This is a genomic window from Streptomyces sp. NPDC058246 (genome assembly GCF_042881985.1).
Lineage (GTDB): Bacteria > Actinomycetota > Actinomycetes > Streptomycetales > Streptomycetaceae > Streptomyces.
The window spans coordinates 1-24,163 of record NZ_JBHVWZ010000057.1; the positions used below are offsets into that span (position 1 = coordinate 1).

The window sequence follows — 24,163 nt, forward strand, 5'->3', positions numbered from 1 at the left end:
ATTCCGAACCCGGAAGCTAAGCCTTACAGCGCCGATGGTACTGCAGGGGGGACCCTGTGGGAGAGTAGGACGCCGCCGAACTAAATTTGAGAAAACCCCCGTACCGGGAAACGGTACGGGGGTTTTCTGCGTTCGGGATCGTTTTTGAGCTTGGGATCATTTCCAGGGGCCTCTTGTGTCAGGAGGCCCCTTTTCGTTTCCGCTTACAGCCGCCCTGCCGCCTTGAGCGCCAGATATGCATCGGCGAGAGCCGGCGCAAGCTCGTCCGGAGTCGCGTCGACGACTGTGACGCCGTGACGCTGTAGTTGTTCGGCGGTGCGGTGCCGCTCCGTCTGGGCCTGGGCCGCGGCTGCCGCTTCGTACACCGCCTCGGTGTTTCCCCGAGCTTTTGCCATGCGGGCGATGTGCGGGTCGGCCACTGACGCCACCAGGACCGTATGGCGCTGGGTGAGGAGGGGAAGTACGGGCAGCAGGCCTTCCTCGATGGGGGCCGCGTCGAGGCTGGTCAGAAGCACGATCAAGGAGCGGCGTGGGGCCGTACGGAGTGCTGTGGCGGTGAGGCCGCGAGCGTCTGTTTCGACGAGTTCCGGTTCGAGGTTCGCCATCGCGTTGACCAGGGACGGAAGGACCTCGCCTGCCGCGCGGCCCTGGACGAGTGCGCGTACCCGGCGGTCGTACGCGAGGAGGTCCACGCGGTCGCCGGCCCGGGCGGCCAGAGCTGCGAGGAGCAGGGCCGCGTCCATGGAGGCGTCGAGGCGGGGGGCGTCGTCGACGCGTCCCGCCGAGGTGCGGCCGGTGTCGAGGACCAGGAGGATGTGGCGGTCGCGTTCGGGTCGCCAGGTGCGTACGGCGACCGTTGTCCGGCGGGCTGTCGCGCGCCAGTCGATGGAGCGGGTGTCGTCGCCGGGGACGTACTCGCGAAGGCTGTCGAATTCGGTGCCCTCGCCGCGGGTCAGCACGCTGGTGCGGCCGTCGAGTTCGCGCAGGCGGGCCAGTTTGGAGGGCAGGTGCTTGCGGCTGGTGAACGGAGGCAGGACGCGTACCGTCCAGGGGACCTTGTGGCTGCCCTGGCGGGCGAACAGCCCCAGCGGGCCGTAGGAGCGGATCGTGATGCGGTCCGCCTGGCGGTCGCCACGGCGGGTGGGGCGCAGACGGGTTGTCAGGCGTCGTCGTTCGCCGGCGGGGACGGTCAGGCGATGGCGGGAGGCGGCCACTTCGGTGCCGGGTTCCCAGCTGCTCGGCGGCCAGGCGTCGCGGAGGCGGGCCCGCAGGGGGCGGCCGGACGGGTTGGTGACGGTCAGGGTGACGTCGGCGGTTTCGCCGAGGCGTACCGAGGTGTCGCCGGAGCGGGTCAGGCCGAGACGGCGGACGGGGGCGGCCAGGGCTGCGTCGCAGGCGCAGGCCAGGGCGATGGGTGCGTTGACGGCGAGGATGCCCGTCCAGCTGGGCTCCCAGATGCCGATGGGGAGTGTGCCGAGGGCCGCCAAGAGGGCGGCGCGTCCGGTGAGTGCCATCAGCGCGGGACGGGGACGTGGGCGAGGATCGCATTGATGACGGAGTCGGCCGTCACGCCCTCCATCTCCGCTTCGGGGCGGAGTTGGATGCGGTGGCGGAGTGTGGGGAGGGCCAGGGCCTTTACGTCGTCGGGGATGACGTAGTCGCGGCCGGTCAGCCAGGCCCAGGCGCGGGCGGTGGCGAGCAGGGCCGTCGCGCCGCGCGGGGAGACGCCGAGGGTGAGCGACGGCGACTCGCGGGTGGCGCGGCAGATGTCCACTACGTAGCCGGTGATTTCGGGGGAGACGGCTGTCTTGGCGACGGCTGCGCGTGCGGCTTCGAGGTCGGCGGGGCCCGCTACGGGGCGTACGCCGGCGGCGCGCAGGTCGCGCGGGTTGAAGCCCTCGGCGTGGCGCGTCAGGACGTCGATCTCGTCCTCGCGGGAGGGCAGAGGGATCGTCAGTTTGAGTAGGAAGCGGTCCAGTTGGGCTTCCGGGAGGGGATAAGTGCCTTCGTACTCGACCGGGTTCTGGGTCGCCGCGACCAGGAACGGCTCGGGGAGCGGTCGCGGGGTGCCGTCGACGGTGACCTGACGTTCCTCCATGGCTTCCAGGAGGGACGACTGGGTCTTGGGCGGGGTGCGATTGATCTCGTCGGCGAGCAGGAGGTTGGTGAAGACCGGGCCGGGCTGGAAGGAGAACTCGGCGGTGCGGGCGTCGTAGACGAGGGAGCCCGTGATGTCGCTCGGCATCAGGTCGGGAGTGAACTGGACTCTCTTGGTGTCGAGTTCGAGCGCGGAGGCGAGGGCGCGGACGAGCAACGTTTTGGCGACTCCGGGGACTCCTTCGAGGAGAACGTGTCCGCGGCAGAGGAGGGCGACGACTAGGCCGGTCACGGCGGGGTCCTGGCCGACCACGGCTTTGGCGATCTCGGCGCGCAGGGCTTCCAGGGAGGAGCGGGCGGTGCCCGGATCCCCGGCGTACCCGGCGTTGTCAGTGGTCGGGTCCATCATGAACGGCGTACCTCTCTTTCGAGGGCGTCGAGTTGGTCGGCGAGTGAGACGAGGGCCGCGTCGTCGTGGGGCGGCGGCCCGAAGAGGAGGGATTGCAGGGCCTGGCCGTCGCCTCGGAGGTGGGCGGACAGGGCGGGGAGCAGGGCCTCGGGCGCGTGCGCCTGGGCGGGGGGTACGCCGACGAGGGGGGCGAGGCGGGTGCGGGTGGTGGAGCGCAGAGCGGCGGCCGCGCGGTCGCGGGCGTTGGCCTTGCGGTAGAGGCGGGCGCGGCCTTCGACCGTCTCGGAGGCGCGGATCGCGACGGGGAGGCGTTCGGGCACGAGGGGGCCGAGTCGGCGTGCCCGCCAGAGGGCGGCCAGGGCTGCCGCGAAGAAGAGTTGCAGCGTGCCCCAGAGCCAGCCCGAGGGGAGCAGGTCGAAGAAGCTTCGGCCGCCCGCGTCGGTGGCCGAGGTGTCGGAGAGCGAGGGGAGGTACCAGACCAAGTGGGAGCGGGAGCCGAGCAGTTGAAGGGCGAGCGAGGCGTTGCCCTGCTCGTCGAGACGGTCGTTGTAGAGGATGTCGGGGGCACCGAGCACGACGGTGTCGCCGTTCCCGGAGGCCGCCGGAATGCGCAGGAGCGTGGGCAGACCGTCGCTGGGGTAGCACGCGTCCGCGCCGGGGGCGGTGGTGATGTAGCGGATGCCGCCCGTATCGGCGTCGCCCGCGCGTTGAGCGGCGGGCAGGTCGCAGTCGGGAGAGAGCAGCGAGTCGAAGCTGATGGCGGGGTCGGCGGTGACTCCGGGGGCGAGGGTGCCGAGGGAGGGCGATGTGGGGGCGAGCAGGATCGTACGGCCGTCGGATCTCTCGGTCGCGGTGTGGAGGAGCGTCTGCTGACGTTTGGTCAGCAGGTCGGGGGCGGCGATCAGGAGAGTGGTGTCGGAGTCGGCCGCCGTGCGCGCCTGGTCGAGGGTGGTGACCACGCGTGTGGAGATGCCCTCGTCGGCGAGGAGTTCGGCGACGGCGCGGCTGCCGTAGGGGTCGGCGGAGCGCGGGTCGAGGCGGCCGTGCTGGGCGCCCGAGCGGACCGTGGCGATCACGACGGCGGTCCCCAGCAGGATCACCAGGGCGAGTACGACTCCCCGCGCGCGGGTCCACGTCTGGCGGGCGGTGGGCGAGGCCGAGGTGGACGTGAGGGTAGCCTCGGTCATGAGGCGGCCCCCTGGCGGGTGTTGAGGGCCGTGGTCTGGGCGCTGCTCGTGAGTTCGGGTTTGGTGCGTTCCAGGTCGCGGTCGAGCTCGGTGAGGCGGTGGTACGCGCGCGGGTCCGCCGTTCGGCCGCCGTATGTGACGTCGTCGAAGTCCCGTGCCGCGGTGCGCAGTCGGTCCGTGTGGGAGGGCAGGGTGCGGCTCGCTTCCGCGGCCGCCTCGTCCGCTGTGCGGCCCGGGCGGGGGTCGAGCAGGGCGCGCTCCTCCAGGGAGCGGACGATGGCGCGCATGCGTTCCTGGACGGCCTGGTTCCAGTGGCCCTGGGCGGCGTGCGCCTCGGCAGCGGCCCGGTGTTCGGCGGCGCTTCTGGGGCGTTCGTCGAAGAGCGCGGCGGACGATGTGGGGGTGCGGCGGGGGGCGCCCAGGCGCCACCACAGGGCGGCGACGACGGCGACCACGGCCAGCAGGATGACGACCAGTCCGAGCGCTCCGCCGGGGGTTGCGGTGGAGGCGGCGCTGAACAGCTTGTCGACCCAGTCCCAGAAGGCGTTCAGGGCGCGCTGGACCAGGCTGGGGTCGTTCTCGTGGTACATCCGCTTCGACAGCTCGCGCTTGGCCGCCTCGCGCGCGGGGTCGCGCGGCGTCGTCACCGGTGGCGCGTCGCCGCGCGGCAGCGCGAGGACCGCTGTGGCGCCGGTAGAGGGCAGTGCGAGCAGCCCCGTGGCGCCGGTACGCGGCAGTGCCAGTACTGCCGTGAGAACTCCCCCCGCCAAACTCACGGCATCAGCTCCCCGGAGTGGTGCCGGGAGTGTCGGAGCCGTAGTCCTGGAGACCGGCGGCGCGAGCCAGGTCGAGGTCGAGGGCCTCGCGGCGGATGCGCTGGTCGATGTACAGGAGCACGGTGACGCCCGCGGCGATCGGGAAGGTGAGCATGGATCCGATCACCGAGCCGACGCCGCTGACGATGAGGAACGTCCAGCCGGGGTTGCCGCCGGCGCTGTCGAGGAAGCCGGTGACACCGTCGCCGCTCAGGGCGGCGGCCAGGAAGGCGAAGGGGATCCCGACGATCGACGCCACGATGTTGGCGATGATCGTGGCGAGCAACTGGATGCCGAAGACCCGCCACCAGGAGCCACGCACGAGTTTCGCGGAGCGGCTCATCGACTTCACGATGCCCTGCTTCTCCAGCATCAGGGCTGGAGAGGCGAGCGAGAAGCGGATCATCAGCCAGAGGGCGACGACGCCCGCGCCGAGCCCGCCGATGACGGCGAGGGTGACGCCCGCGTCGCCGGCGCCCGCCAGCGCGGCGAGTACGCCCGGCAGCATGCCGACGGCGACGACGGCGAGGGCGACGAGCGGCAGCAGGAACGTCAGGCCGAACAGCTTCGGCAGCTGAGGACGGGCATCCCGCCAGGCCTCCGCCGTGGTCACCGGCTTGCCGAGGACCGCGCGGCTGGTCACGCTCGTGAGCAGAGCGGTAGCGACGATGGTGCCGAGCAGGGTGACGAGCAGGACGGCCCCGGAGTTCAGGGAGGCGTCGCCCAGGGCGCGGCTCAGCTCGCCGACGGTGGCGCTCGGGTCGTTGAGGGTGTCCGTGCTGGTGCTGTCGTCCAGGACGAAGCCCTGGAGCAGGATGATCGCGATCTCCGTGACGACCGCGACGGTCAGCGAGATGCCGAGGACGGTGCGCCAGTGGGCGCGCATCGTGGAGACGGCGCCGTCGAGGATCTCGCCGACGCCGAGCGGGCGCAGCGGGATGACGCCGGGTTTGGCGGCGGGTGGCGGGCCGCCCCAGTTGCCTCCCCAGCCGCTGGGGCCGCCGGGGCCTGCGGGGCCGCCGTATCCGCGGCCGGGGCCTCCCCAGCCGCCGTAGCCGCCTCCCTGGCCGGCCGGGCCGCCGGGGTGCTGACCGCCCCAGCCCGGGCCGGGCGGAGGTGGTGGCGGGGCCTGGCCGGGGCCCTGCGGGCTGGGAGCGGACCACTGGCCGGGCGGGGGCTGCTCCTTGGACCACTTCGAGGGCGGCTGCGGCTGGTCCGTGCCGCCCTGGTCCGAGGGCTGCTCCGTGGGCTGCGCGGCGCCGGAGGATTCAGGCTCCTGCCCGTCGGAGTGGGCAGATCCGGGCGAGGCCCAGCCCGGAGTGTCTTTCATCGTCGCTCCTTCACGGTGCCCGTCCGCGGTCGCGGCGGCAGGTTGGCAGCCATCGTGCCACGGTGTGCCCGGCAAGGGACCGGGCGCTGTATGGGCTGCGCACCTTCAATTGTCCGCCGGGTACGGGGCAGACTGTGCGGATGGCTGATCAGTACGCGCAATCCCGCGAGGACAGCAGGCCGGCGGAGATACCCACGATCCGCTGGGACGAGCCCCCAGAAGGGCCCGTACTGGTCCTTCTCGACCAGAGGAGGCTGCCCGCCGAAGAAGTCGAGCTGGTGTGCACGGACGCTCCCGCCCTGGTCGAGGCGATCCGTACGCTCGCCGTGCGCGGGGCGCCGGTGCTCGGCGTCGCCGGGGCGTACGGGGTCGCGCTCGCCGCCGCTCGCGGCTTCGACGTGGAGGACGCCGCCCGCGCGCTGGCCGGTGCCCGGCCGACCGCGGTGAACCTGGCCGTCGGTGTACGGAGGGCGCAGGAGGCGTACCGGGCCGCGCTGTCCGGCGGGGGTGATCAGGAGCAGGCCGCCGGGGCGGCGCTGGCCGCGGCTCGGGCTCTGCACCGGGAGGACGCCGAGGCCGGCGCGCGGATGGCTCGGCACGGGCTGGCGCTGCTCGACGAGCTGCTGCCGGGCGGCGGGCACCGGGTGCTGACGCACTGCAACACCGGGGCGCTGGTGTCGGGCGGGGAGGGCACGGCGTTCGCGGTCGCGCTCGCGGCGCATCGGGCGGGGCAGCTGCGGCGGCTGTGGGTGGACGAAACGCGGCCGTTGCTGCAGGGTGCTCGCCTGACGGCTTACGAGGCGGCGCGCAACGGGATGGCGTACACCTTGCTCACGGACAGCGCGGCGGGATCTCTGTTCGCGGCGGGGGAGGTGGACGCGGTGCTGATCGGGGCCGACCGGATCGCGGCCGACGGTTCGGTGGCGAACAAGGTGGGGAGCTATCCGCTCGCGGTGCTGGCCAGGTACCACCATGTGCCGTTCATCGTGGTGGCGCCGGTGACGACGGTCGACCTGGACACCCCGGACGGGGCGTCCATCGAGGTCGAGCAGCGCCCGGGTCATGAAGTGACCGAGATCACAGCACCGCAGGTGCCAGTGGCGGGAGCGGAAGCGGGAGGCGGTATACCTGTGGCACCCCTGGGGACCCAGGCGTACAACCCGGCGTTCGATGTGACGCCGCCGGAGTTGATCACGGCGATCGTCACCGAAGAGGGCGTTGTGTCGCCCGTGACGGCTGAGGCGCTCGCCGAGCTGTGTGACTTGTCACGCCAGGTAACGATTTAGTTAATGGGATGATGTCGTTTATGAAGGGACGAGTCCTTGTCGTCGATGACGACACCGCACTGGCCGAGATGCTCGGCATCGTGCTGCGTGGTGAAGGTTTTGAGCCGTCTTTCGTAGCCGACGGCGACAAGGCGCTGGCCGCTTTCCGTGAGACGAAGCCCGATCTGGTGCTCCTGGACCTGATGCTGCCCGGCCGGGACGGCATCGAGGTGTGCCGCCTGATCAGGGCGGAGTCCGGGGTGCCGATCGTGATGCTCACGGCGAAGAGCGACACCGTCGATGTCGTGGTCGGCCTCGAGTCGGGTGCCGACGACTACATCGTGAAGCCGTTCAAGCCAAAGGAGCTGGTGGCGCGGATCAGGGCGAGGCTGCGGAGGTCCGAGGAGCCGGCGCCCGAGCAGCTCGCCATCGGTGATCTGGTCATCGACGTGGCCGGTCACTCTGTGAAGCGGGACGGGCAGTCGATCGCGCTGACGCCGCTGGAGTTCGACCTGCTGGTCGCGCTGGCCCGTAAGCCGTGGCAGGTGTTCACGCGCGAGGTCCTGCTGGAGCAGGTGTGGGGCTACCGCCACGCGGCCGACACCCGATTGGTCAACGTCCATGTGCAGCGACTGCGCTCCAAGGTCGAGAAGGACCCGGAGCGGCCGGAGATCGTGGTGACCGTCCGTGGTGTCGGCTACAAGGCCGGACCGAGCTGACATGTCCCGGGACAGTGCCGCTTCGGCGCCCGGTGAGCCGGGGGTCCGTTCGGGGCGGCCTGTCGGCCGGAAGGTGACGGGCTCCCGCTGGGGGCGGTTCATGGAGGGCGGGCTGCTGCAGGGCGGAGTCCAGGGCAGCCCGGTCCTCCGGCTGGTCATGCGCTGGGTGCGCCGCCCGCTGCTGCCCGTGATGCGGCTGTGGCGGCGCAACATCCAGCTCAAGATCGTCGTCACCACGCTGCTGATGTCGCTCGGAGTCGTGCTGCTGCTCGGCTTCGTGGTGATCGGACAGGTGCGCAACGGGCTGCTGGACGCCAAGGTGAAGGCGTCGCAGAGCCAGGCCGTGGGCGGGTTCGCGGTCGCGGGCCAGAAGGCAGACAGCGCGGCGAGCGCGAGCGGCACCGACGACAACTCGGGCTCCGACGGCACCCCCGTGCAGAACGTCAGCAACTGGATGAGCGACCTCGTGGAGTCGCTCTCCAGCGGCGGCCAGGGCGCCTTCGACGTCGTGACGCTCAGCACCACCGCCGCGGACAACGAGAACCGGGGCCTCGGGGCGCGCGCCTCGGGGTTCGTCGAACCGACCGTCAGCGTGCCGGAGGACCTGCGCAAGCGCGTCGACGCCGGCACGGGCGTGGCCCAGAGCTACACACGCATCATCTACAGCGACCACCGTGAGACCCAGCCGGCGCTGATCATCGGCAAGCAGGTCAACGACCCCAACGGGGACCCGTACCAGCTCTACTACCTCTTCCCGCTGACGCAGGAGGAGAAGTCACTGAGCCTGGTCAAGGGGACGCTGGCCACGGCCGGACTGTTCGTCGTGGTGCTCCTCGGGGCCATCGCGTGGCTCGTGGTGCGCCAGGTCGTCACTCCGGTGCGGATGGCGGCGGGGATCGCCGAGCGGCTGTCCGCCGGGCGTCTGCAGGAACGTATGAAGGTCACCGGCGAGGACGACATCGCCCGGCTCGGTGAGGCCTTCAACAAGATGGCGCAGAACCTGCAGCTGAAGATCCAGCAGCTGGAGGACCTGTCGCGGATGCAGCGACGGTTCGTCTCCGACGTGTCGCACGAACTGCGTACGCCGCTGACGACCGTCCGGATGGCGGCGGACGTCATCCACGACGCACGCGTGGACTTCGACCCGGTGACCGCGCGGTCGGCCGAGCTGCTCGCCGACCAGCTGGACCGGTTCGAGTCGCTGCTCGCGGACCTGCTGGAGATCAGCCGGTTCGACGCGGGAGCGGCGGCGCTGGAGGCCGAGCCGATAGACCTGCGCGAGGTCGTACGGAAGGTCGTCAGCGGGGCCGAGCCGCTCGCCGAGCGCAAGGGCACGCACATACGCGTCGTCGGCGACCAGCAGCCGGTGGTCGCCGAGGCCGATGCCCGGCGGGTGGAGCGGGTGCTGCGCAATCTCGTCGTCAACGCGGTGGAGCACGGCGACGGCAAGGACGTGGTGGTCAAGCTCGCCTCGGCGGGCGGAGCGGTCGCGATCGCGGTGCGCGACTACGGCGTGGGGCTCAAGCCCGGCGAGGCGACCCGGGTGTTCAGCCGCTTCTGGCGGGCCGACCCGGCACGCGCGCGTACCACCGGTGGAACGGGCCTGGGACTGTCCATCGCTCTGGAGGACGCGCGGTTGCACGGCGGCTGGCTGCAGGCGTGGGGTGAGCCGGGCGGCGGTTCGCAGTTCCGGCTGACGCTGCCGCGGACGGCGGACGAGCCGCTGCGCGGGTCACCGATACCCCTGGAGCCCAAGGACTCCCGGCGTAATCGTGGACTTCATGACGCCGGTCTGCCGCTCGGCGGCAGCGGCAAGCTCGCCACCGTGCCGATGCAGCAGCCGGCGGGCGGGAATGTCCCGCCGGTGCCGCCCCGCGCGCCGATGACGCCGCGGCAGGCCGGGGGGTCGCCCACGGCCGGTCCGACGGCGCTGCCGGGCAACGGCGCACGCGTGGTGCCACGGCCGGCCGGGGCCACGCGACGCCCGGACGACCTGCCGGCCGGAGCCGGGGAGCCGACGGTCGAGGAGCACGGGCCCGACGGCGGGCAGCCGACGGAGCTCGGACAAGGGGAGGCATTTCGTGGGCGCTGACCGTGGGAGGCGCGGCGGTCGTCCGGTGCGGGTGGGGGTGTACGTCGGCTGTGGCGCGCTGCTGCTGGCGGGGTGCGCCTCGATGCCCGACAGCGGGGGCCTGAGCGGCGTCGAGTCGACGCCGCGGCAGGACGCGCAGGTCCGGGTCTTCGCGAAGTCGCCGAGCAAGGACGCCTCGCCGGCGGAGATCGTGCAGGGCTTTCTGGAGGCTCTGACCAGCGACGACCCGCAGTATGAGACGGCGCGCGAGTACCTGACGTCGAGCGCCTCGCAGGCGTGGGATCCGTACCGGTCCACGACCGTGCTCGCGGAAGGGCCGAACGCCGAGGCGGTGCATTCGGGGACCAGCGAGGGAACCGCCGAAATCCTGTACCGGTTGAGCGGCAGCAAGGTCGCCACGGTGGACACGCAGCACGCGTACGCGCCGGACTCCGGCTCGTACAGCAGGACGGTGCATCTCACACGGCAGAAGACCACCAAGGAGTGGCGCATCGACGGGCTGCCCCAGGGCGTCGTGATGGGCCGGACCGACTTCCAGCGCAACTACAAGTCGGTCAATAAGTACTACTTCGCTTCGAACGTGTCGTCCGAGACGGGCGGCCAGCTGGAGACCGTCGCCGACCCGGTCTATGTGCGCAAGCAGGTGGACCCGATGACGCAGATGGTCCGCGCGCTCCTGAAGGGCCCCACGCGCTGGCTGGACCGGGTCGTCGGATCGAGCTTTCCCACGGGCACGGAGCTGAAGAAGGGCGTCAAGTCGCTGTCGCCCGACGACCGCAACATGGTCACTGTGCCGTTGAACCAGAAGGCCGACCACGTCGGACAGGGGCAGTGCTCCAAGATGGCGGCCCAACTCCTGTTCACGTTCAAGGATCTGACGCCCACCGGCGTGGACGAGGTGGAGCTGCAGAAGTCGGACGGTTCGCAGCTGTGCGTGCTCACCGAGGACCAGGCCGACGGCATCGCCTCGCACGGCACGGCGCACCATCCCGACTACCAGTACTTCATCGACGGCAAGCAGCGGCTCGTGCGAATGCCCAGCAGCGGCAGCGACAAGCAGCCCGAGCCGGTGCCCGGCGCGCTGGGCGAGGGCGACAAGAAGCTGCGGGCGGCCGCGGTGTCGCGGGACGAGAGCAGCGCGGCCGGGGTGTCGACCGACGGGACGTCGCTGTACGTCGGTTCGCTGGTGTCGGGCGGATCGCTCGGCGAAGCCGTGCTGCACAGCCAGGGCAAGACGGCGGATGACCGGCTGACCACGCCCAGCTGGGACGGGCAGGGCGACCTGTGGGTGGCCGACCGCGACCCGAAGAACCCCCGGCTGCTTCTGCTGCAGAAGGGCGCGGGCAGTCCGCTGGTGGTCGAGACCCCGAGTCTTGACGGGCGCATCAAGGCGGTACGAGTGGCTGCCGACGGGGTGCGGATCGCGCTGATCGTCGAGAAGGACGGCAAGAGCTCGCTGCAGATCGGGCGCATCGAGCGGGGGACCAAGTCCGGTGAACCGCCGACTGTCTCGATCCTCGAACTGCGCTCCGTGGCACCCCAGCTGGAGGAGGTCACGGCCATGTCGTGGGCCGGGGACAGCCGGCTCGTGGTGATCGGGCGGGAGCAGGGCGGCGTGCAGCAGATGCGGTACGTCCAGGTCGACGGCTCCACTCCAGTGGGCACCGCCCCCTCCGCACTGACGGGCGTCAAGGAGATCGCCGCGTCCGAGGACGAGCGGCTGCCATTGGTGGCCCACTCGCAGGAGGACGGGATCGTACGGCTGTCGTCCGGGGAGCAGTGGCAGAAGGTGGTGAAGGACGGGACAGCGCCGGTTTATCCGGGGTAGTCCCGCTAGCGGGTGACGGGGCAGTCCCACTCGCGACGGGGTGGTCCCCTCGCGGGTGACGGCTGTCTGGTTATCCACAGGGCGTTGTCCACAGGGGTGGCCGGTACGCCCGTGCGTTGGCACAGTGGTGGTCATGCGGGGGTGGTGGCAGGACCTCACCGATCTGGTGCTGCCGGCCGAGTGCGGAGGCTGCGGGAGGCCTCGCACGGTGCTCTGCCCTGAGTGCCGTGCCGCCCTGAGTGGGGCCGTATCGAGCCGGGTGCGACCGGTACCGGAGCCGGCGGGGCTGCCGGTGGTGCACGCGGCGGCCCCTTACGAGGACGAGGTGCGGGCCGCGCTCCTCGCCCACAAGGAGAGGGGTGCGCTGGCGCTCGCTGCGCCGCTCGGAGTGGCTCTGGCAGGAGCCGTGCGGGCGGGGCTGGGGCATACGCGACGACCTGTGTCGGCCGCGCGGCACCTGGCTCCCGAGGGCCGGCTGGGGCTCGGGAAGGGGCAACTGTGGGGTGTGCGTGGAGGCGGGAGCGAGGGAGAAGGCGGTCTTCCGGGGTCGGAGGAGGATCCTCCGGGCACCGGAGGATGGCTTGTGGAGGCTGAAGAGGGCCCTCTGACGACCGAAGGCCCGCTCTCGGAGGGTGGTGGTGGCCGACCCGGGCTTCGGGGCGAACGGCCGGGGATCTGTGACGGGCGGCCGTCGCCGGCAAACCGCTTCCGAGCGGGGCCGCGGGATGTCGGCGGCGCGGGTCCAGGGCCCGTACTGCTCGTTCCCGTGCCGTCGTCGCGGCGCGCGGTGCGGGCGCGGGGACACGATCCGGCGCGCCGGATCGCGCTCGCGGCGGCGGGTGAGCTGCGGCGTACAGGGACGCCGGCCCGGGTGCTGTGCGTGCTGCGGCAGCGGCGTCCCGTGGCCGACCAGTCGGGGCTCAACTCCCGGCAGCGGCTGGAGAATCTCGCGGGCGCCCTGGAGGTCGTCACCGGCGGTGCGCGGCTGCTCGCGGAGGGCGGGCGGGTCGTCCTCGTGGACGACCTGATGACGACGGGCGCCTCGTTGACGGAGGCGTCGCGGGCCGTACGGGCATCCGTTGAGGTGACGGAGGCGGCGGATGAGGGGAAGGAGAGGACGGACCTGACAGAAGTGTTTGCGCGAATGGCGGGTAGGGGTGCAGTCCAGGACACCGGCCGCGACACCATCTGCGCGGCCGTGGTCGCAGCGCCGCCAGATGCCTTCGAAATAAACCGGAACTGACTGAGTACTTGCATCGTCGCAGGTAATAAGAGGGTCAATTCACCTGAACGGAGGTACGCCGCAGTAGAGGGTGACGACATCCGTCCGGGCGAGATATGTTCGGTTGTGAGGCAATGGCGCAGGCCGGACCTCGCGTATCCGAATGCCGTGCCGCTGGGTTTTCTGAATCACCCGTGTCGGCTGGGGTGGAGATCTTGCCCTTGGGGGAGGAGGAGGTGAAAGTCACCAAGTCCGAGGTTCCGGGACTCACCGGAGCCAGGTGCAAAAGGGAGATGCTCCGCCAGTGGAGCGGAGCTATCCGGGAACGGAGTTCTGCGTGGACATCGTCGTCAAGGGCCGCAAGACCGAGGTGCCCGAGCGGTTCCGCAAGCACGTGGCCGAGAAGCTGAAGCTGGAGAAGATCCAGAAGCTCGACGGCAAGGTGATCAGCCTCGACGTCGAGGTGTCCAAGGAGCCCAACCCCCGACAGGCCGACCGTAGCGACCGAGTGGAGATCACGCTTCACTCCCGCGGTCCGGTGATCCGGGCGGAGGCAGCGGCAAGCGACCCCTATGCAGCACTCGACCTGGCCGCGGACAAGCTCGAGGCCCGGCTGCGCAAGCAGCACGACAAGCGCTACACCCGCCGTGGCAACGGCAGGATCTCGGCCGCCGAGGTCGCCGACCACGTCCCGGGTGCCGCGACGCTGAACGGCAACGGCAGCGTCGTCCACGACGAGGAGCCGGAGGGCGTGCCGACCAAGAAGATCGGCTCCCTCGAGATCACGGGTGAAGGCCCCTGCGTCGTCCGCGAGAAGACTCACGTGGCCGATCCCATGACGCTCGACCAGGCGCTCTACGAGATGGAGCTGGTCGGGCACGACTTCTATCTGTTCGTCGACTCCGAGTCGAAGGAACCGAGTGTCGTCTACCGGCGGCATGCCTACGACTACGGAGTCATCCACCTCAGCACGGACCCGATGATCGCCCAGGCCGGAGCGGATGCGCCGGGCGGTGCGCTCGGCGGCTGACCCTCCCTGGTGACGGCTGAGCCGGTGCCCCTGAAGGGCGTGTGCGCCCCCAGGGGCACCGGTGTGCGACCACTTGGCGCCCCGCTCTGTCACCGCACTGTCGTCCGGGCATGAAATCATGGCCGCACCGGCCCCAACCGGTGGGCCGTTGCCTTGGGTTGGCGATGGCACAGGAACACAGGCCACGGCCTTCAGGGGGAGGAACGATGGCGGACAGCTTCGGACCGATGCGTGACGAGGATGCCGACGACGGCGTCGTCGGCATGGGCCCGGACGCGGGCCCTGCCCGCAAGGAGCCCATCCGGGTCCTTGTCGTGGACGACCACGCCCTCTTCCGCCGCGGTCTGGAGATCGTGCTCGCGGCCGAGGAGGACATCCAGGTCGTCGGCGAGGCGGGTGACGGGGCGGAGGCGGTCGACAAGGCGGCCGACCTGCTGCCCGACATCGTGCTGATGGACGTACGCATGCCGAAGCGCGGTGGTATCGAGGCGTGCACCTCCATCAAGGAGGTGGCCCCGAGCGCGAAGATCATCATGCTGACGATCAGCGACGAGGAGGCCGACCTCTACGACGCGATCAAGGCGGGCGCGACGGGTTATCTCCTCAAGGAGATCTCCACGGACGAGGTGGCCACGGCCATTCGCGCGGTCGCCGACGGGCAGTCGCAGATCAGCCCCTCGATGGCGTCGAAACTCCTCACCGAGTTCAAGTCGATGATCCAGCGGACCGACGAGCGCCGACTGGTGCCCGCGCCGCGGCTCACCGATCGCGAGCTGGAGGTGCTCAAGCTCGTCGCCACGGGGATGAACAACCGGGACATCGCCAAAGAGTTGTTCATCTCCGAGAACACGGTGAAGAACCACGTGCGCAACATCCTGGAGAAGCTGCAGCTGCACTCCAGGATGGAGGCCGTGGTGTACGCGATGCGGGAGAAGATCCTCGAAATTCGCTAGCCGTCGGCCGTCAGCCGTCAGCCGTCAGCCGTCAGCCGTCAACTCTCAGCTCAACTCTCAGCCGTCAGCGTCAGGCCGGCTTGGCTTGTGGCTACGCGAGCGTGCGGGACAGCTCCCTTGTCAGGGGGTCGCGCAGTTCCGGAGCGTCCACTCTTTCCACTCGTACGTCCGTGCAGTCCACCCAGCTCGCGGCCTCCACCAGGGCCTGGGCCACGGCCGGGACCGCCTTGGGGCCGTCCAGAGTGACCTGCTTGACGACCAGGGTGCGACCCTCGCGAGCGGGGTCCACGCGGCCGACGAGGTGGCCGCCGGCGAGGACCGGCATCGCGAAATAGCCGTAGATCCGCTTCGGCTTGGGCGTGTACGCCTCCAGGCGGTGGGTGAAGCCGAAGATCCGCTCCGTGCGCGCCCGTTCCCAGATGAGCGAGTCGAACGGGGACAGCAGTGTCGTGCGGTGGCGGCCGCGCGGGGCCGTCTCCAGGGCCGCCGGGTCCGCCCACCCGTCTCCCGTCACCGCCCTTCCAGTGAGGCGCTTCGCGTCGCCTCTCCCCTGTGCCGGCTTGCCCCAGCCCGCCACCGTCACCGGGACCAGGCCGGAGTCCGCGATCACCGCGTCGACCTGCTCGACCTTGAGGCGGTGGTAGTCGGCGATGTCCGCGCGGGTTCCGACGCCGAGGGACTGGCCTGCGAGGCGGACGAGGCGACGCACGCACTCCAGGTCGTCCAACTCGTCGTGGAGGAGTGCCTCGGGGATGGCGCGCTCGGCCAGGTCGTACACCCGCTTCCAGCCGCGGCGCTTCGTGCACACCACCTCGCCGTACATCAGCGCGCGCTCCACGGCGACCTTGGTGCCCGACCAGTCCCACCACTCGCTGGTCTTCTTGGCACCGCCCAACTCCGTGGCCGTGAGGGGGCCTTCGGTGCGGAGCTGCTTGATGACCTGGTCATAGGTGCCGTCCGGCAGGGCGTGGTTCCAGTGCGGGCGGGATCGGTAGGCGCGGCGGCGGAAGGCGAAGTGGGGCCACTCCTCCACGGGGAGGATGCAGGCCGCGTGGGACCAGTACTCGAAGGCGTGGGGTGCGCCGTCCTGGCCCGGGGTCCAGTAGGCGTCGTCGACCGTTTTGCGGCCTACGGCGCCGAGGCGGGCGTACGGGATGAGTTCGTGGGAGCGGGCGAGGACGGAGATGGTGTCGAGTTGGACCGCGCCGAGGTGTCGCAGGACTCCGCGGACGCCGGACCTGCGGTCGACGGCGCCCAGGAAGCCCTGGGCCCGCAGGGCGATGCGGCGGGCTTCGTCGCTGGAGAGTTCGGTGGTGGGACGCGGGAGACTCGTCATGCCCACACGGTAGGCGGTGCCACTGACAACGGGTCTCGAGCCGGATGAACGTCCGCCCCATGGTCGCCCGGCGCTTGAGTTGTCTTCGGGGCGGGGGCGGGGGCGCGAGGCCGGCGCCTGTGGGGAGCCGCTCTGTTTGGGAGGGGCGCCCCCAGCGGCACGCATGACCGCAGCCGCGTACGGCTACGCATGACCACGGCCGCGTACGGCTACGACCGCGCCGGCAAATACGGTGCCGTCGACGGGAGGCCCAGGTCCGAGGGGAGCAGGGAGCCGATCCAGGAGTCTCGGCGGACGCCCTTGTTGTTGATGGCGGAGCGGAGAGTGCCTTCGAGGATGAAGCCGGCGCGTTCGGCGACGGCGCGGGAGCCGGCGTTGCCGACCTCGGCGCGCCACTCGACGCGGTCTACGGACAGGTCGGTGAAGGCCCAGCGGGAGGCGGCGACGGTGGCCTCGGTGATGTAGCCGTTGCCGCGGTGCTCCTTGGTCGCCCAGAAGCCGACCTCGCCGACCCCGAGGCAGCGCATGGTGATGCCGAGCATGCCCACCAGCTCTCCGGAGGGGAGGAAGACGCCGAAGGTGAACGCGGAGCCGTCCGTCCAGCCGTCGGGCACCATCTCATGAGTGAAACCCGCCGCGTGTTCGCGCAGATAGGGCGACGGGATGGTGGTCCAGCGCTGGATGTCGGGGTCCTGGGCGGCCTCGTACACGGCGTCGGTGTCGTCGGGCCCCACGGGGCGCAGGACGAGACGGTCGGTGGTCAGGATGACGGGGTCCATCGGCCGATTCTGCTCGGGCAACCGGAAGGACGCCATTCCTTAGCGGTGAGTGAGACTCCCGTTACTTTTCGCAGTGGGAACGCGGCACCTTCGGCGTTCCCTGTCCGTTGTCCTAGTGGCTGTCACGGGCAGACCTCCCGGCGCGGTGTGGTCCTCGCTTACGATGGCCGTTGCTCAAGCTGCTATTGAACTGCCATTGAAACCGACCGTCCCAGGCCCGACCGGCAAGGAGACAAACCCCCGTGTCCGTCCTCTCGAAGATCATGCGTGCAGGCGAAGGCAAGATCCTGCGCAAGCTGCACCGCATCGCGGACCAGGTCAACTCCATCGAAGAGGACTTCGTCGACCTCTCCGACGCCGAGCTGCGGGCCCTCACCGATGAGTACAAGCAGCGGTACGCCGACGGCGAAAGCCTCGACGACCTGCTGCCCGAAGCGTTCGCGACCGTGCGTGAGGCGGCCAAGCGCGTCCTTGGCCAGCGCCACTACGACGTGCAGATGATGGGTGGCGCCGCGCTCCACCTCGGCTATGTCGCGGAGATGAAGACCGGTGAGGGCAAGACGCTCGTCGGCACCCTGCCCGCATATCTGAACGCCCTCTCCGGAGACGGCGTTCACCTCATCACGGTCAACGACTACCTGGCCGAGCGCGACTCCGAGATGATGGGCCGCGTCCACAAGTTCCTGGGCCTGAGCGTCGGCTGCATCCTCGCCAACATGACGCCGGCCCAGCGCCGCGAGCAGTACGCGTGCGACATCACGTACGGCACGAACAACGAGTTCGGCTTCGACTACCTGCGCGACAACATGGCGTGGTCGCAGGACGAACTGGTGCAGCGCGGCCACAACTTCGCGATCGTCGACGAGGTCGACTCCATCCTCGTCGACGAGGCCCGTACGCCGCTCATCATCTCCGGCCCGGCCGACCAGGCCACCAAGTGGTACGGCGACTTCGCCAAGCTGGTCACCCGCCTGAAGAAGGGCGAGGCCGGCAACCCCCTCAAGGGCATCGAGGAGACCGGGGACTACGAGGTCGACGAGAAGAAGCGCACCGTCGCCATTCACGAGTCCGGCGTCTCCAAGGTCGAGGACTGGCTGGGCATCGACAACCTCTACGAGTCGGTGAACACCCCCCTCGTCGGGTATCTGAACAACGCCATCAAGGCCAAGGAACTCTTCAAGAAGGACAAGGACTACGTCGTCATCGACGGCGAAGTCATGATCGTCGACGAGCACACCGGCCGTATCCTCGCCGGCCGCCGCTACAACGAGGGCATGCACCAGGCGATCGAGGCGAAGGAAGGGGTGGACATCAAGGACGAGAACCAGACGCTCGCCACGATCACCCTGCAGAACTTCTTCCGCCTCTACGGCAAGCTCTCCGGCATGACCGGTACGGCCATGACCGAGGCCGCCGAGTTCCACCAGATCTACAAGCTCGGCGTCGTCCCGATCCCGACGAACAAGCCGATGGTCCGGTTGGACCAGTCGGACCTGATCTACCGCACCGAGGTCGCCAAGTTCGACGCGGTCGTCGACGACATCGCCGAGAAGCACGAGAAGGGCCAGCCGATCCTCGTCGGTACGACGTCGGTCGAGAAGTCTGAATACCTCTCGCAGCAGCTCTCCAAGCGCGGCATCCAGCACGAAGTGCTGAACGCCAAGCAGCACGACCGTGAGGCGACGATCGTCGCCCAGGCCGGCCGCAAGGGCGCTGTCACCGTCGCCACGAACATGGCCGGCCGTGGTACGGACATCAAGCTCGGCGGCAACCCCGACGACCTCGCCGAGGCCGAGCTGCGCCAGCGCGGCCTCGACCCCGAGGAGCACATCGAGGAGTGGGCCGCCGCGCTGCCCGCCGCCCTGGAGCGGGCCGAAAAGGCCGTGAAGACGGAGTTCGAGGAAGTCAAGGAGCTTGGCGGGCTGTACGTCCTTGGCACCGAGCGCCACGAGTCCCGTCGTATCGACAACCAGCTGCGCGGTCGCTCCGGCCGTCAGGGCGACCCGGGCGAGTCCCGTTTCTACCTGTCGCTGGGCGACGACCTGATGCGCCTGTTCAAGGCCCAGATGGTCGAGCGCGTGATGTCGATGGCGAACGTCCCCGACGACGTGCCGATCGAGAACAAGATGGTCACGCGCGCGATCGCGTCCGCGCAGTCGCAGGTCGAGCAGCAGAACTTCGAGACCCGTAAGAACGTTCTGAAGTACGACGAGGTCCTCAACCGGCAGCGCGAGGTCATCTACGGCGAGCGTCGCCGCGTCTTGGAGGGCGAGGACCTGCAGGAGCAGATCCAGCACTTCATGGACGACACGATCGACGCGTACATCGGGGCTGAGACCGCTGAGGGCTTCGCCGAGGAGTGGGACCTGGACCGGCTGTGGAGCGCCTTCAGGCAGCTCTACCCGGTGAAGGTCACCGTCGATGAGCTGGAGGAGGCGGCCGGTGACCGTGCCGGTCTGACCGCCGAGTTCATCTCCGAGTCCATCAAGGACGACATCCACGACCAGTACGCGGCGCGCGAGGAGCAGCTCGGCTCCGAGATCATGCGGGAGCTGGAGCGCCGGGTCGTGCTGTCGGTCCTGGACCGCAAGTGGCGCGAGCACCTCTACGAGATGGACTACCTCCAGGAGGGCATCGGCCTGCGCGCCATGGCGCAGAAGGACCCTCTGGTCGAGTACCAGCGCGAGGGCTTCGACATGTTCTCGGCCATGATGGACGGCATCAAGGAGGAGTCCGTCGGCTATCTGTTCAACCTGGAGGTCCAGGTCGAGCAGCAGGTCGAAGAGGTCCCGGTCGAGGATGCCGGGCCTTCGCTGGCCAAGGAGGACGTCGTCCCGGCGGGTGCCCGTCCGGAGATCCGCGCCAAGGGGCTCGACGCCCCGCAGCGGCCGGACCGGCTGCACTTCTCCGCGCCGAGCGTGGACGGCGAGGGTGGCATCGTCGAGGGCGACTTCACCAGCGACGACGAGCCCGTGCGCTCCGAGGCGGACGGCCTCACGCGCGCGGAGCGCCGCAAGCAGCAGAAGGGCGTGCGTCGCCGCAAGAAGTAGGCAGTGCCGTGACGGTGGCTGCGTGCGGGCGGTGACGCCGCCGCGCGGCGCGGGTCGCGGAGGTTGGTGAGGGCCGGGCACTTTCGGGTGCCCGGCCCTTGTGTTGTCCGAAGGACGGTGGCGGGTCGGTTCAGTCGTCGGCCGCGCGGGGCATGCGGGGACCGCCCAGCTCCACCGCCGTGCAGCGCCAGCGGAGGTCGGGGCCCTGCTCCAGGCGGAAGGCCATGGCGCGCAGCTGGTCGCCCGCGCCGATGCGGGCGAAGGCCTCGATCGCGCCGGGGCGCGCTACGTAGTAGCCGATGTCGCGGACGACCGGGCGGGTGCCGCGGGCGCGCAGGGGACCGCGTTCGGCGAGCCAGGCCAGTTCGTCGTAGGCGCGGCCCGCGGTGTGGCGCAGCATGCAGTGCACGGGGCGCTGACCGCTCAGTACGGCGAGCAGACGGTCGGCGAAGAGGTCTGTGGGGCGAGGTTGGGGTGCGGGTCCCGTGCGGGGGGCCTGGGACTGGATGGGGACGGCGAGGAGAGCGGCGCCGGCCTGCGACGCCGGGGGGCCGCTGTGGGGCATTGATGACGCGGTGGGTGGGCCGCTGTGGGGCGCCGGCGATGCGGCGGGTGGGCCGCTGTGGGCCGCCGGCGATGCGGTGGATGGACGGCTGCGGGGTGGCGTCGTCCGCGTGAGCGGGGCGGTTGGCGGGACCGGAGCGGTGGGTGACGCGCCCTCGCCAGGCGGCGTCGACGGGGGGCTGCCGCCCGGTGTACCGCGGGGAGCGCCCGCACCCGGCCCACGGGGCGGTGTGCTGCCCGGGTGGCGGGTGTCCCGGCGGCCGGGTGGGCGGGTGCCCGGGTGGCGCTTCGTCCTGGTCATCACCTTGTTCACGCGTCGTCCCCGTTCACTGGGGCCCGGTTGATACCGGGCGGTAACTTTCGTGTTGGGGATCTTGTACGAGGCCGGAGCGGGCCTCCGCAAGGACGCCGGACGCGCGCCGGACCGGCAGGAAGGTTCACCTATCAGAGTGACCGGGAGGCTCGGGAGCCCTGGCGGGAGCGGGGTGCACCGGGTGAATCCGCGGCCCACGGGTGACGCCCCGGAGGGTGCGGGCGGGGACTCGAAAGGGGACGCCCGCACGTATCCTGAAGGCCCTCCCGGGAGGCGCCGGAACGCCCTTCTCGGAGCCCTCCGACTACGAAAGCGGCCTGCCATGCGCGTCTACGTCCCCCTGACCCTCTCCGGTCTCGCCGAGGCGTACAAGACGGGGGAGCTCGAGGCGGGACCGTTCGTCGCGTACGCCGTCACGCCCGCGTTGCGCGAGTGGTACCTCTCCGACGACATCGAGGAACTCGAGTACGCGGCGCTGAACCGTGCCGCGCTGGCCTCGCTGCGGCTGCTCGCGGTCGACCCGGGGGCGGTGCGTCGGCGGGTCGTCGTCGCGGTGGATGTCCCGGACCGGGCCGCGGTCGCCGATCCCGACCGGGGGCTCGATCCCGCGGCGCTGGGCGAGGTGCGGGTCTCCGGGGCGGTGCCGCTGTCCAAGGCGGCCGCCGTGCACGTCGACTCGTCCGACGCCGAGGCGGATGTCGCCGCCGCGGCGGAGGCACTCGGTGCGGCGGATGTCGGGGACGACGACGCGCAGTTCGTCGTCGACGGGGCCGAGGACCATGAGCTGCTGTGGTTCGCGAGGCAGGAGATTCCCAACCTGGTGGGGTTGGGGGACTGACGCAGCAGGGGGCAGGGGGCAAGGCTCAGGGGTCATCGGGCTGATGCCGGCCGGGTCGTCGGACTGACGTCGGCTGGGTGTCGGACTGGCGTCGGCCGGGTTCTCGGACTGGCGTCGGCCCGGTCGTCGCCCCGGTGTCTCGGGGCCCCCGGCCCTGGTGGCACTGGCACCCCCGGTACCGCCGGCACTCCCGTCGCCCCATGCGCCCCCGGTTGCTTCCGGGCGACGGGGGGCGTTGTCAGTGGCGGCGGGTATTTTCTTGGTATGGGGACGAACGGAACCGCGCACATTGTGTGGGACTGGAACGGCACGCTGTTCCACGACAATGACGCGATCATCGGGGCGACGAACGCGGCCTTCGCCGAGCTGGGGCTGGAGCCGATCACGCTGGAGCGGTACAGGGCGTTGTACTGCGTACCGGTGCCGAAGTTCTACGAGCGGCTGATGGGGCGGCTGCCGACGGATGCCGAGTGGCAGATCATGGACGACACCTTCCACCGGTACTACACGGAGCACCGGATAGCGTGCGGGCTCACCGAGGGCGTGCCGGCGCTGCTCGCCGGCTGGGGGTCGGCGGGACGCAGCCAGTCGATCCTCAGCATGTACGTGCATGACGAACTGGTCCCGCTGGTGCGGGGGTTCGGGATCGAGCCGCACTTCGTACGGGTCGACGGGCGGACCGGGCCCTCCGGCGGCAGCAAGGCCGAGCACATGGTGCGGCATCTGGGTGCGCTCGCCGGCGTGGAGCCGTCCCGCGTGGTGGTGATCGGCGACGCGGCCGACGACGCGATCGCGGCTCGGCACGTGGGTGCGCAGTCCGTCCTCTACACCGGGGGTTCCCACGGCCGCGCCAGCCTGGAGGAGGTGGGCGTGGCGGTGGTGGACACCCTGGAGGAGGCGGTCGAGGAGGCCGAGAGGTTGGCGGCCTGACGCCGACATCGACGCCGACGCCGACATCGACGCCGACATCGACGCCGACCCGACCCGACCCTGACCGGGCGGGGACGGGAGTCGCCGTAGGGCAGGCCGGGCTGCGGCACCGGGCGTGGCGCGGCGTGCTCCTGGGTGGCGCGAGGGCAGGCGTCCCACTGGGGCGTGGCGACCGGGGGAATCCCACTTAGGCGTGGCGACCAGAGGACTCCCGGGTGGGTGGCGCGAGGGCAGCGTTCCACTTGGGCGTGGCGGCGGGGGACTCCCCGGTGGAGCGAGGGCAGCGGCCCACCGGGCGTGGCGACGGTGCGCTCCGTGCCATGGCAGCGGCGCAGCCGCCCCTTGGAGTGCCAGCGGCGGCGTGACCTGTCGTCGTAGCAGGCGCCCGGCGTTCCAAGGCGTGCAGCGGCGCGTGCAGCGGCGGCTGTGCTCCGGTGTCGGGTCGGGGCAGCCGCCGCTTGTGGTGGTAGTCAGGTCATCTCAGGTCGGGACGGATCAGGTCAGCGGGGCCTTTGCGCGCAGTACGGTGAGGAACTCGCGCATCCAGGCGGAGTGGTCCGGCCAGGCGCGGGACGAGACCAGCGTGCCGTCGACCACCGCTTCCGCGTCCTGGAAGGTCGCGCCTGCCGCCTGCATGTCGAGTTCCAGCGCGGGGTAAGCCGTGACGCGGCGGCCGCGCAGGGCGTCGACGGCGGCCGTCAGCAGGGGTCCGTGGCAGATCTGGGCCACCGGCTTGTCCGTGTCGAAGAAGGACTTGAGGATCTTGCGGAGTTCGGGGTCGTTGCGCAGGTACTCCGGGGCTCGGCCGCCGGGGACGACGAGGGCGACGTACTCGCCGGGGTCGACCTCCGAGAACGCGAGATCGGCGGGCCAGGTGTAGCCGGGCTTCTCCGTGTAGGTGTCGAAGCCCGGCTCGAAGTCGTGGACGACGAATTGGAGTTTCTTGCGGGCGGGGGCGGCGATGTGGACCTCGTAGCCCTCCTCGCGGAGGCGCTGGTAGGGGTACAGGACCTCCAGTGACTCCGCCGCGTCGCCGGTGATGATCAGGATCTTCGCAGTCATGTCTGTGCCGCTCCCCTCAGCCTTGCCCGAGCCTTGCGTCAGCTATGTCTCCATTGTGCTTCTGGGTCTCCATTCTGCTTCCGGCTGCGTCGGCCGTCCTGGTCAAGGTGCCTCGGGTGCGGGGCCTTGCCAAGGGGGCGCGGGCGCTCTTTCGGGCACCCGGCCGGGGCTGGGCCGTCGGGCACCCGAGTGGGGGCTGGGCTGTCGGGTACCCCGGGTCGGGGCTGGGCTCGGGGTGGGTTGCGCAGCCCGGCGCTGACGGGGTGCCGCTGCGCCCGCCCGTGCCGCTGCGCCCGCCCGTGCCGCTGCGCCCACCCGTGCCGCGCCGCGGCGCCCACCCGTGC

General features: G+C 70.7%; 19 protein-coding genes and 1 rRNA gene. 11 read left to right on the forward strand and 9 right to left on the reverse strand.

Annotated features, from left to right (window positions below; all coding sequences use genetic code 11):
- A 5S ribosomal RNA gene (gene rrf / locus ACFVXA_RS40015) occupies positions 1-81 on the forward strand; the annotation flags it as partial.
- Positions 82-203: 122 nt separating this feature from the next.
- Here the strand turns inward: rrf and ACFVXA_RS40020 are convergent.
- From ACFVXA_RS40020 to ACFVXA_RS40040, 5 genes are read right to left on the reverse strand one after another with little or no spacing between them, the layout of a single operon-like run.
- Complete coding sequence (locus ACFVXA_RS40020; protein WP_390028677.1) at positions 204-1,514, reverse strand: DUF58 domain-containing protein; 1,311 nt, start codon at positions 1,512-1,514, stop codon at positions 204-206.
- On the reverse strand, positions 1,514-2,503 hold the full coding sequence (locus tag ACFVXA_RS40025) for a MoxR family ATPase (RefSeq protein WP_362017905.1): 990 nt from the start codon (positions 2,501-2,503) through the stop codon (positions 1,514-1,516). The genes ACFVXA_RS40020 and ACFVXA_RS40025 overlap by 1 nt, the downstream gene beginning before the upstream one ends.
- On the reverse strand, positions 2,503-3,693 hold the full coding sequence (locus ACFVXA_RS40030; protein WP_389939274.1) for a DUF4350 domain-containing protein: 1,191 nt from the start codon (positions 3,691-3,693) through the stop codon (positions 2,503-2,505). Before ACFVXA_RS40030 ends, ACFVXA_RS40025 begins: the two co-directional genes overlap by 1 nt.
- Positions 3,690-4,469, reverse strand: coding sequence for a DUF4129 domain-containing protein (locus tag ACFVXA_RS40035; RefSeq protein WP_389939272.1), 780 nt, complete (start codon positions 4,467-4,469; stop codon positions 3,690-3,692). Before ACFVXA_RS40035 ends, ACFVXA_RS40030 begins: the two co-directional genes overlap by 4 nt.
- A 4-nt stretch (positions 4,470-4,473) precedes the next feature.
- Complete coding sequence (locus ACFVXA_RS40040) at positions 4,474-5,838, reverse strand: glycerophosphoryl diester phosphodiesterase membrane domain-containing protein (RefSeq protein WP_390028678.1); 1,365 nt, start codon at positions 5,836-5,838, stop codon at positions 4,474-4,476.
- A gap of 140 nt (positions 5,839-5,978) precedes the next feature.
- Here ACFVXA_RS40040 and mtnA point away from each other — a divergent pair, with 140 nt between their 5' ends.
- The 7 genes from mtnA to ACFVXA_RS40075 all read left to right on the forward strand — a co-directional run bounded on the left by mtnA (position 5,979) and on the right by ACFVXA_RS40075 (position 14,947).
- The gene (gene mtnA, locus ACFVXA_RS40045) at positions 5,979-7,124 is read left to right on the forward strand and encodes an S-methyl-5-thioribose-1-phosphate isomerase (RefSeq protein ID WP_362017633.1); all 1,146 of its coding nucleotides are present in this window, start codon (positions 5,979-5,981) and stop codon (positions 7,122-7,124) included.
- A gap of 8 nt (positions 7,125-7,132) precedes the next feature.
- On the forward strand, positions 7,133-7,822 hold the full coding sequence (gene mtrA / locus ACFVXA_RS40050; RefSeq protein WP_015659998.1) for a two-component system response regulator MtrA: 690 nt from the start codon (positions 7,133-7,135) through the stop codon (positions 7,820-7,822).
- A gap of 1 nt (position 7,823) precedes the next feature.
- Positions 7,824-9,914 carry an MtrAB system histidine kinase MtrB gene (gene mtrB, locus ACFVXA_RS40055; protein ID WP_383747766.1) on the forward strand — a complete coding sequence of 697 codons (2,091 nt, stop codon included), beginning with the start codon at positions 7,824-7,826 and terminating at the stop codon, positions 9,912-9,914.
- Complete coding sequence (locus ACFVXA_RS40060) at positions 9,904-11,742, forward strand: LpqB family beta-propeller domain-containing protein (RefSeq protein ID WP_383747768.1); 1,839 nt, start codon at positions 9,904-9,906, stop codon at positions 11,740-11,742. The genes mtrB and ACFVXA_RS40060 overlap by 11 nt, the downstream gene beginning before the upstream one ends.
- A 124-nt stretch (positions 11,743-11,866) precedes the next feature.
- Positions 11,867-12,985, forward strand: coding sequence for a ComF family protein (locus ACFVXA_RS40065; protein WP_390028679.1), 1,119 nt, complete (start codon positions 11,867-11,869; stop codon positions 12,983-12,985).
- A 316-nt stretch (positions 12,986-13,301) separates the two neighbouring features.
- Entirely contained in the window at positions 13,302-13,994 is a 693-nt protein-coding gene (gene hpf / locus ACFVXA_RS40070; protein WP_383747773.1) for a ribosome hibernation-promoting factor, HPF/YfiA family, read from the forward strand.
- A gap of 206 nt (positions 13,995-14,200) precedes the next feature.
- Positions 14,201-14,947: a response regulator transcription factor gene (locus ACFVXA_RS40075; protein WP_362017638.1), complete on the forward strand. Its 747-nt coding sequence runs from the start codon at positions 14,201-14,203 to the stop codon at positions 14,945-14,947.
- A 91-nt stretch (positions 14,948-15,038) separates the two neighbouring features.
- Here the strand turns inward: ACFVXA_RS40075 and ACFVXA_RS40080 are convergent, their stop codons facing one another.
- Both ACFVXA_RS40080 and ACFVXA_RS40085 read right to left on the reverse strand, forming a co-directional pair.
- Positions 15,039-16,283 (reverse strand): winged helix-turn-helix domain-containing protein, encoded by a 1,245-nt coding sequence (locus tag ACFVXA_RS40080; protein ID WP_390028680.1) that lies wholly within the window; start codon positions 16,281-16,283, stop codon positions 15,039-15,041.
- 209 nt (positions 16,284-16,492) lie between these two features.
- Positions 16,493-17,062, reverse strand: a complete 570-nt coding sequence (locus ACFVXA_RS40085; RefSeq protein ID WP_362017640.1) for a GNAT family N-acetyltransferase — start codon at positions 17,060-17,062, stop codon at positions 16,493-16,495.
- 242 nt (positions 17,063-17,304) lie between these two features.
- Here ACFVXA_RS40085 and secA point away from each other — a divergent pair, with 242 nt between their 5' ends.
- Entirely contained in the window at positions 17,305-20,112 is a 2,808-nt protein-coding gene (gene secA, locus ACFVXA_RS40090) for a preprotein translocase subunit SecA (RefSeq protein ID WP_362017641.1), read from the forward strand.
- A 130-nt stretch (positions 20,113-20,242) separates the two neighbouring features.
- Here the strand turns inward: secA and ACFVXA_RS40095 are convergent, their stop codons facing one another.
- Positions 20,243-20,989, reverse strand: a complete 747-nt coding sequence (locus ACFVXA_RS40095) for an Rv3235 family protein (RefSeq protein ID WP_389758131.1) — start codon at positions 20,987-20,989, stop codon at positions 20,243-20,245.
- Positions 20,990-21,311: 322 nt separating this feature from the next.
- Here ACFVXA_RS40095 and ACFVXA_RS40100 point away from each other — a divergent pair, with 322 nt between their 5' ends.
- Positions 21,312-21,827 (forward strand): DUF6912 family protein, encoded by a 516-nt coding sequence (locus tag ACFVXA_RS40100; protein ID WP_383747782.1) that lies wholly within the window; start codon positions 21,312-21,314, stop codon positions 21,825-21,827.
- A 264-nt stretch (positions 21,828-22,091) separates the two neighbouring features.
- A complete protein-coding gene (locus ACFVXA_RS40105) occupies positions 22,092-22,757 on the forward strand; it encodes an HAD family hydrolase (RefSeq protein ID WP_362017644.1) in 666 nt (221 codons plus the stop codon).
- Positions 22,758-23,252: 495 nt separating this feature from the next.
- Here the strand turns inward: ACFVXA_RS40105 and ACFVXA_RS40110 are convergent, their stop codons facing one another.
- Positions 23,253-23,819, reverse strand: a complete 567-nt coding sequence (locus ACFVXA_RS40110; RefSeq protein ID WP_362017645.1) for a DJ-1/PfpI family protein — start codon at positions 23,817-23,819, stop codon at positions 23,253-23,255.
- Positions 23,820-24,163 lie beyond the last annotated feature (344 nt).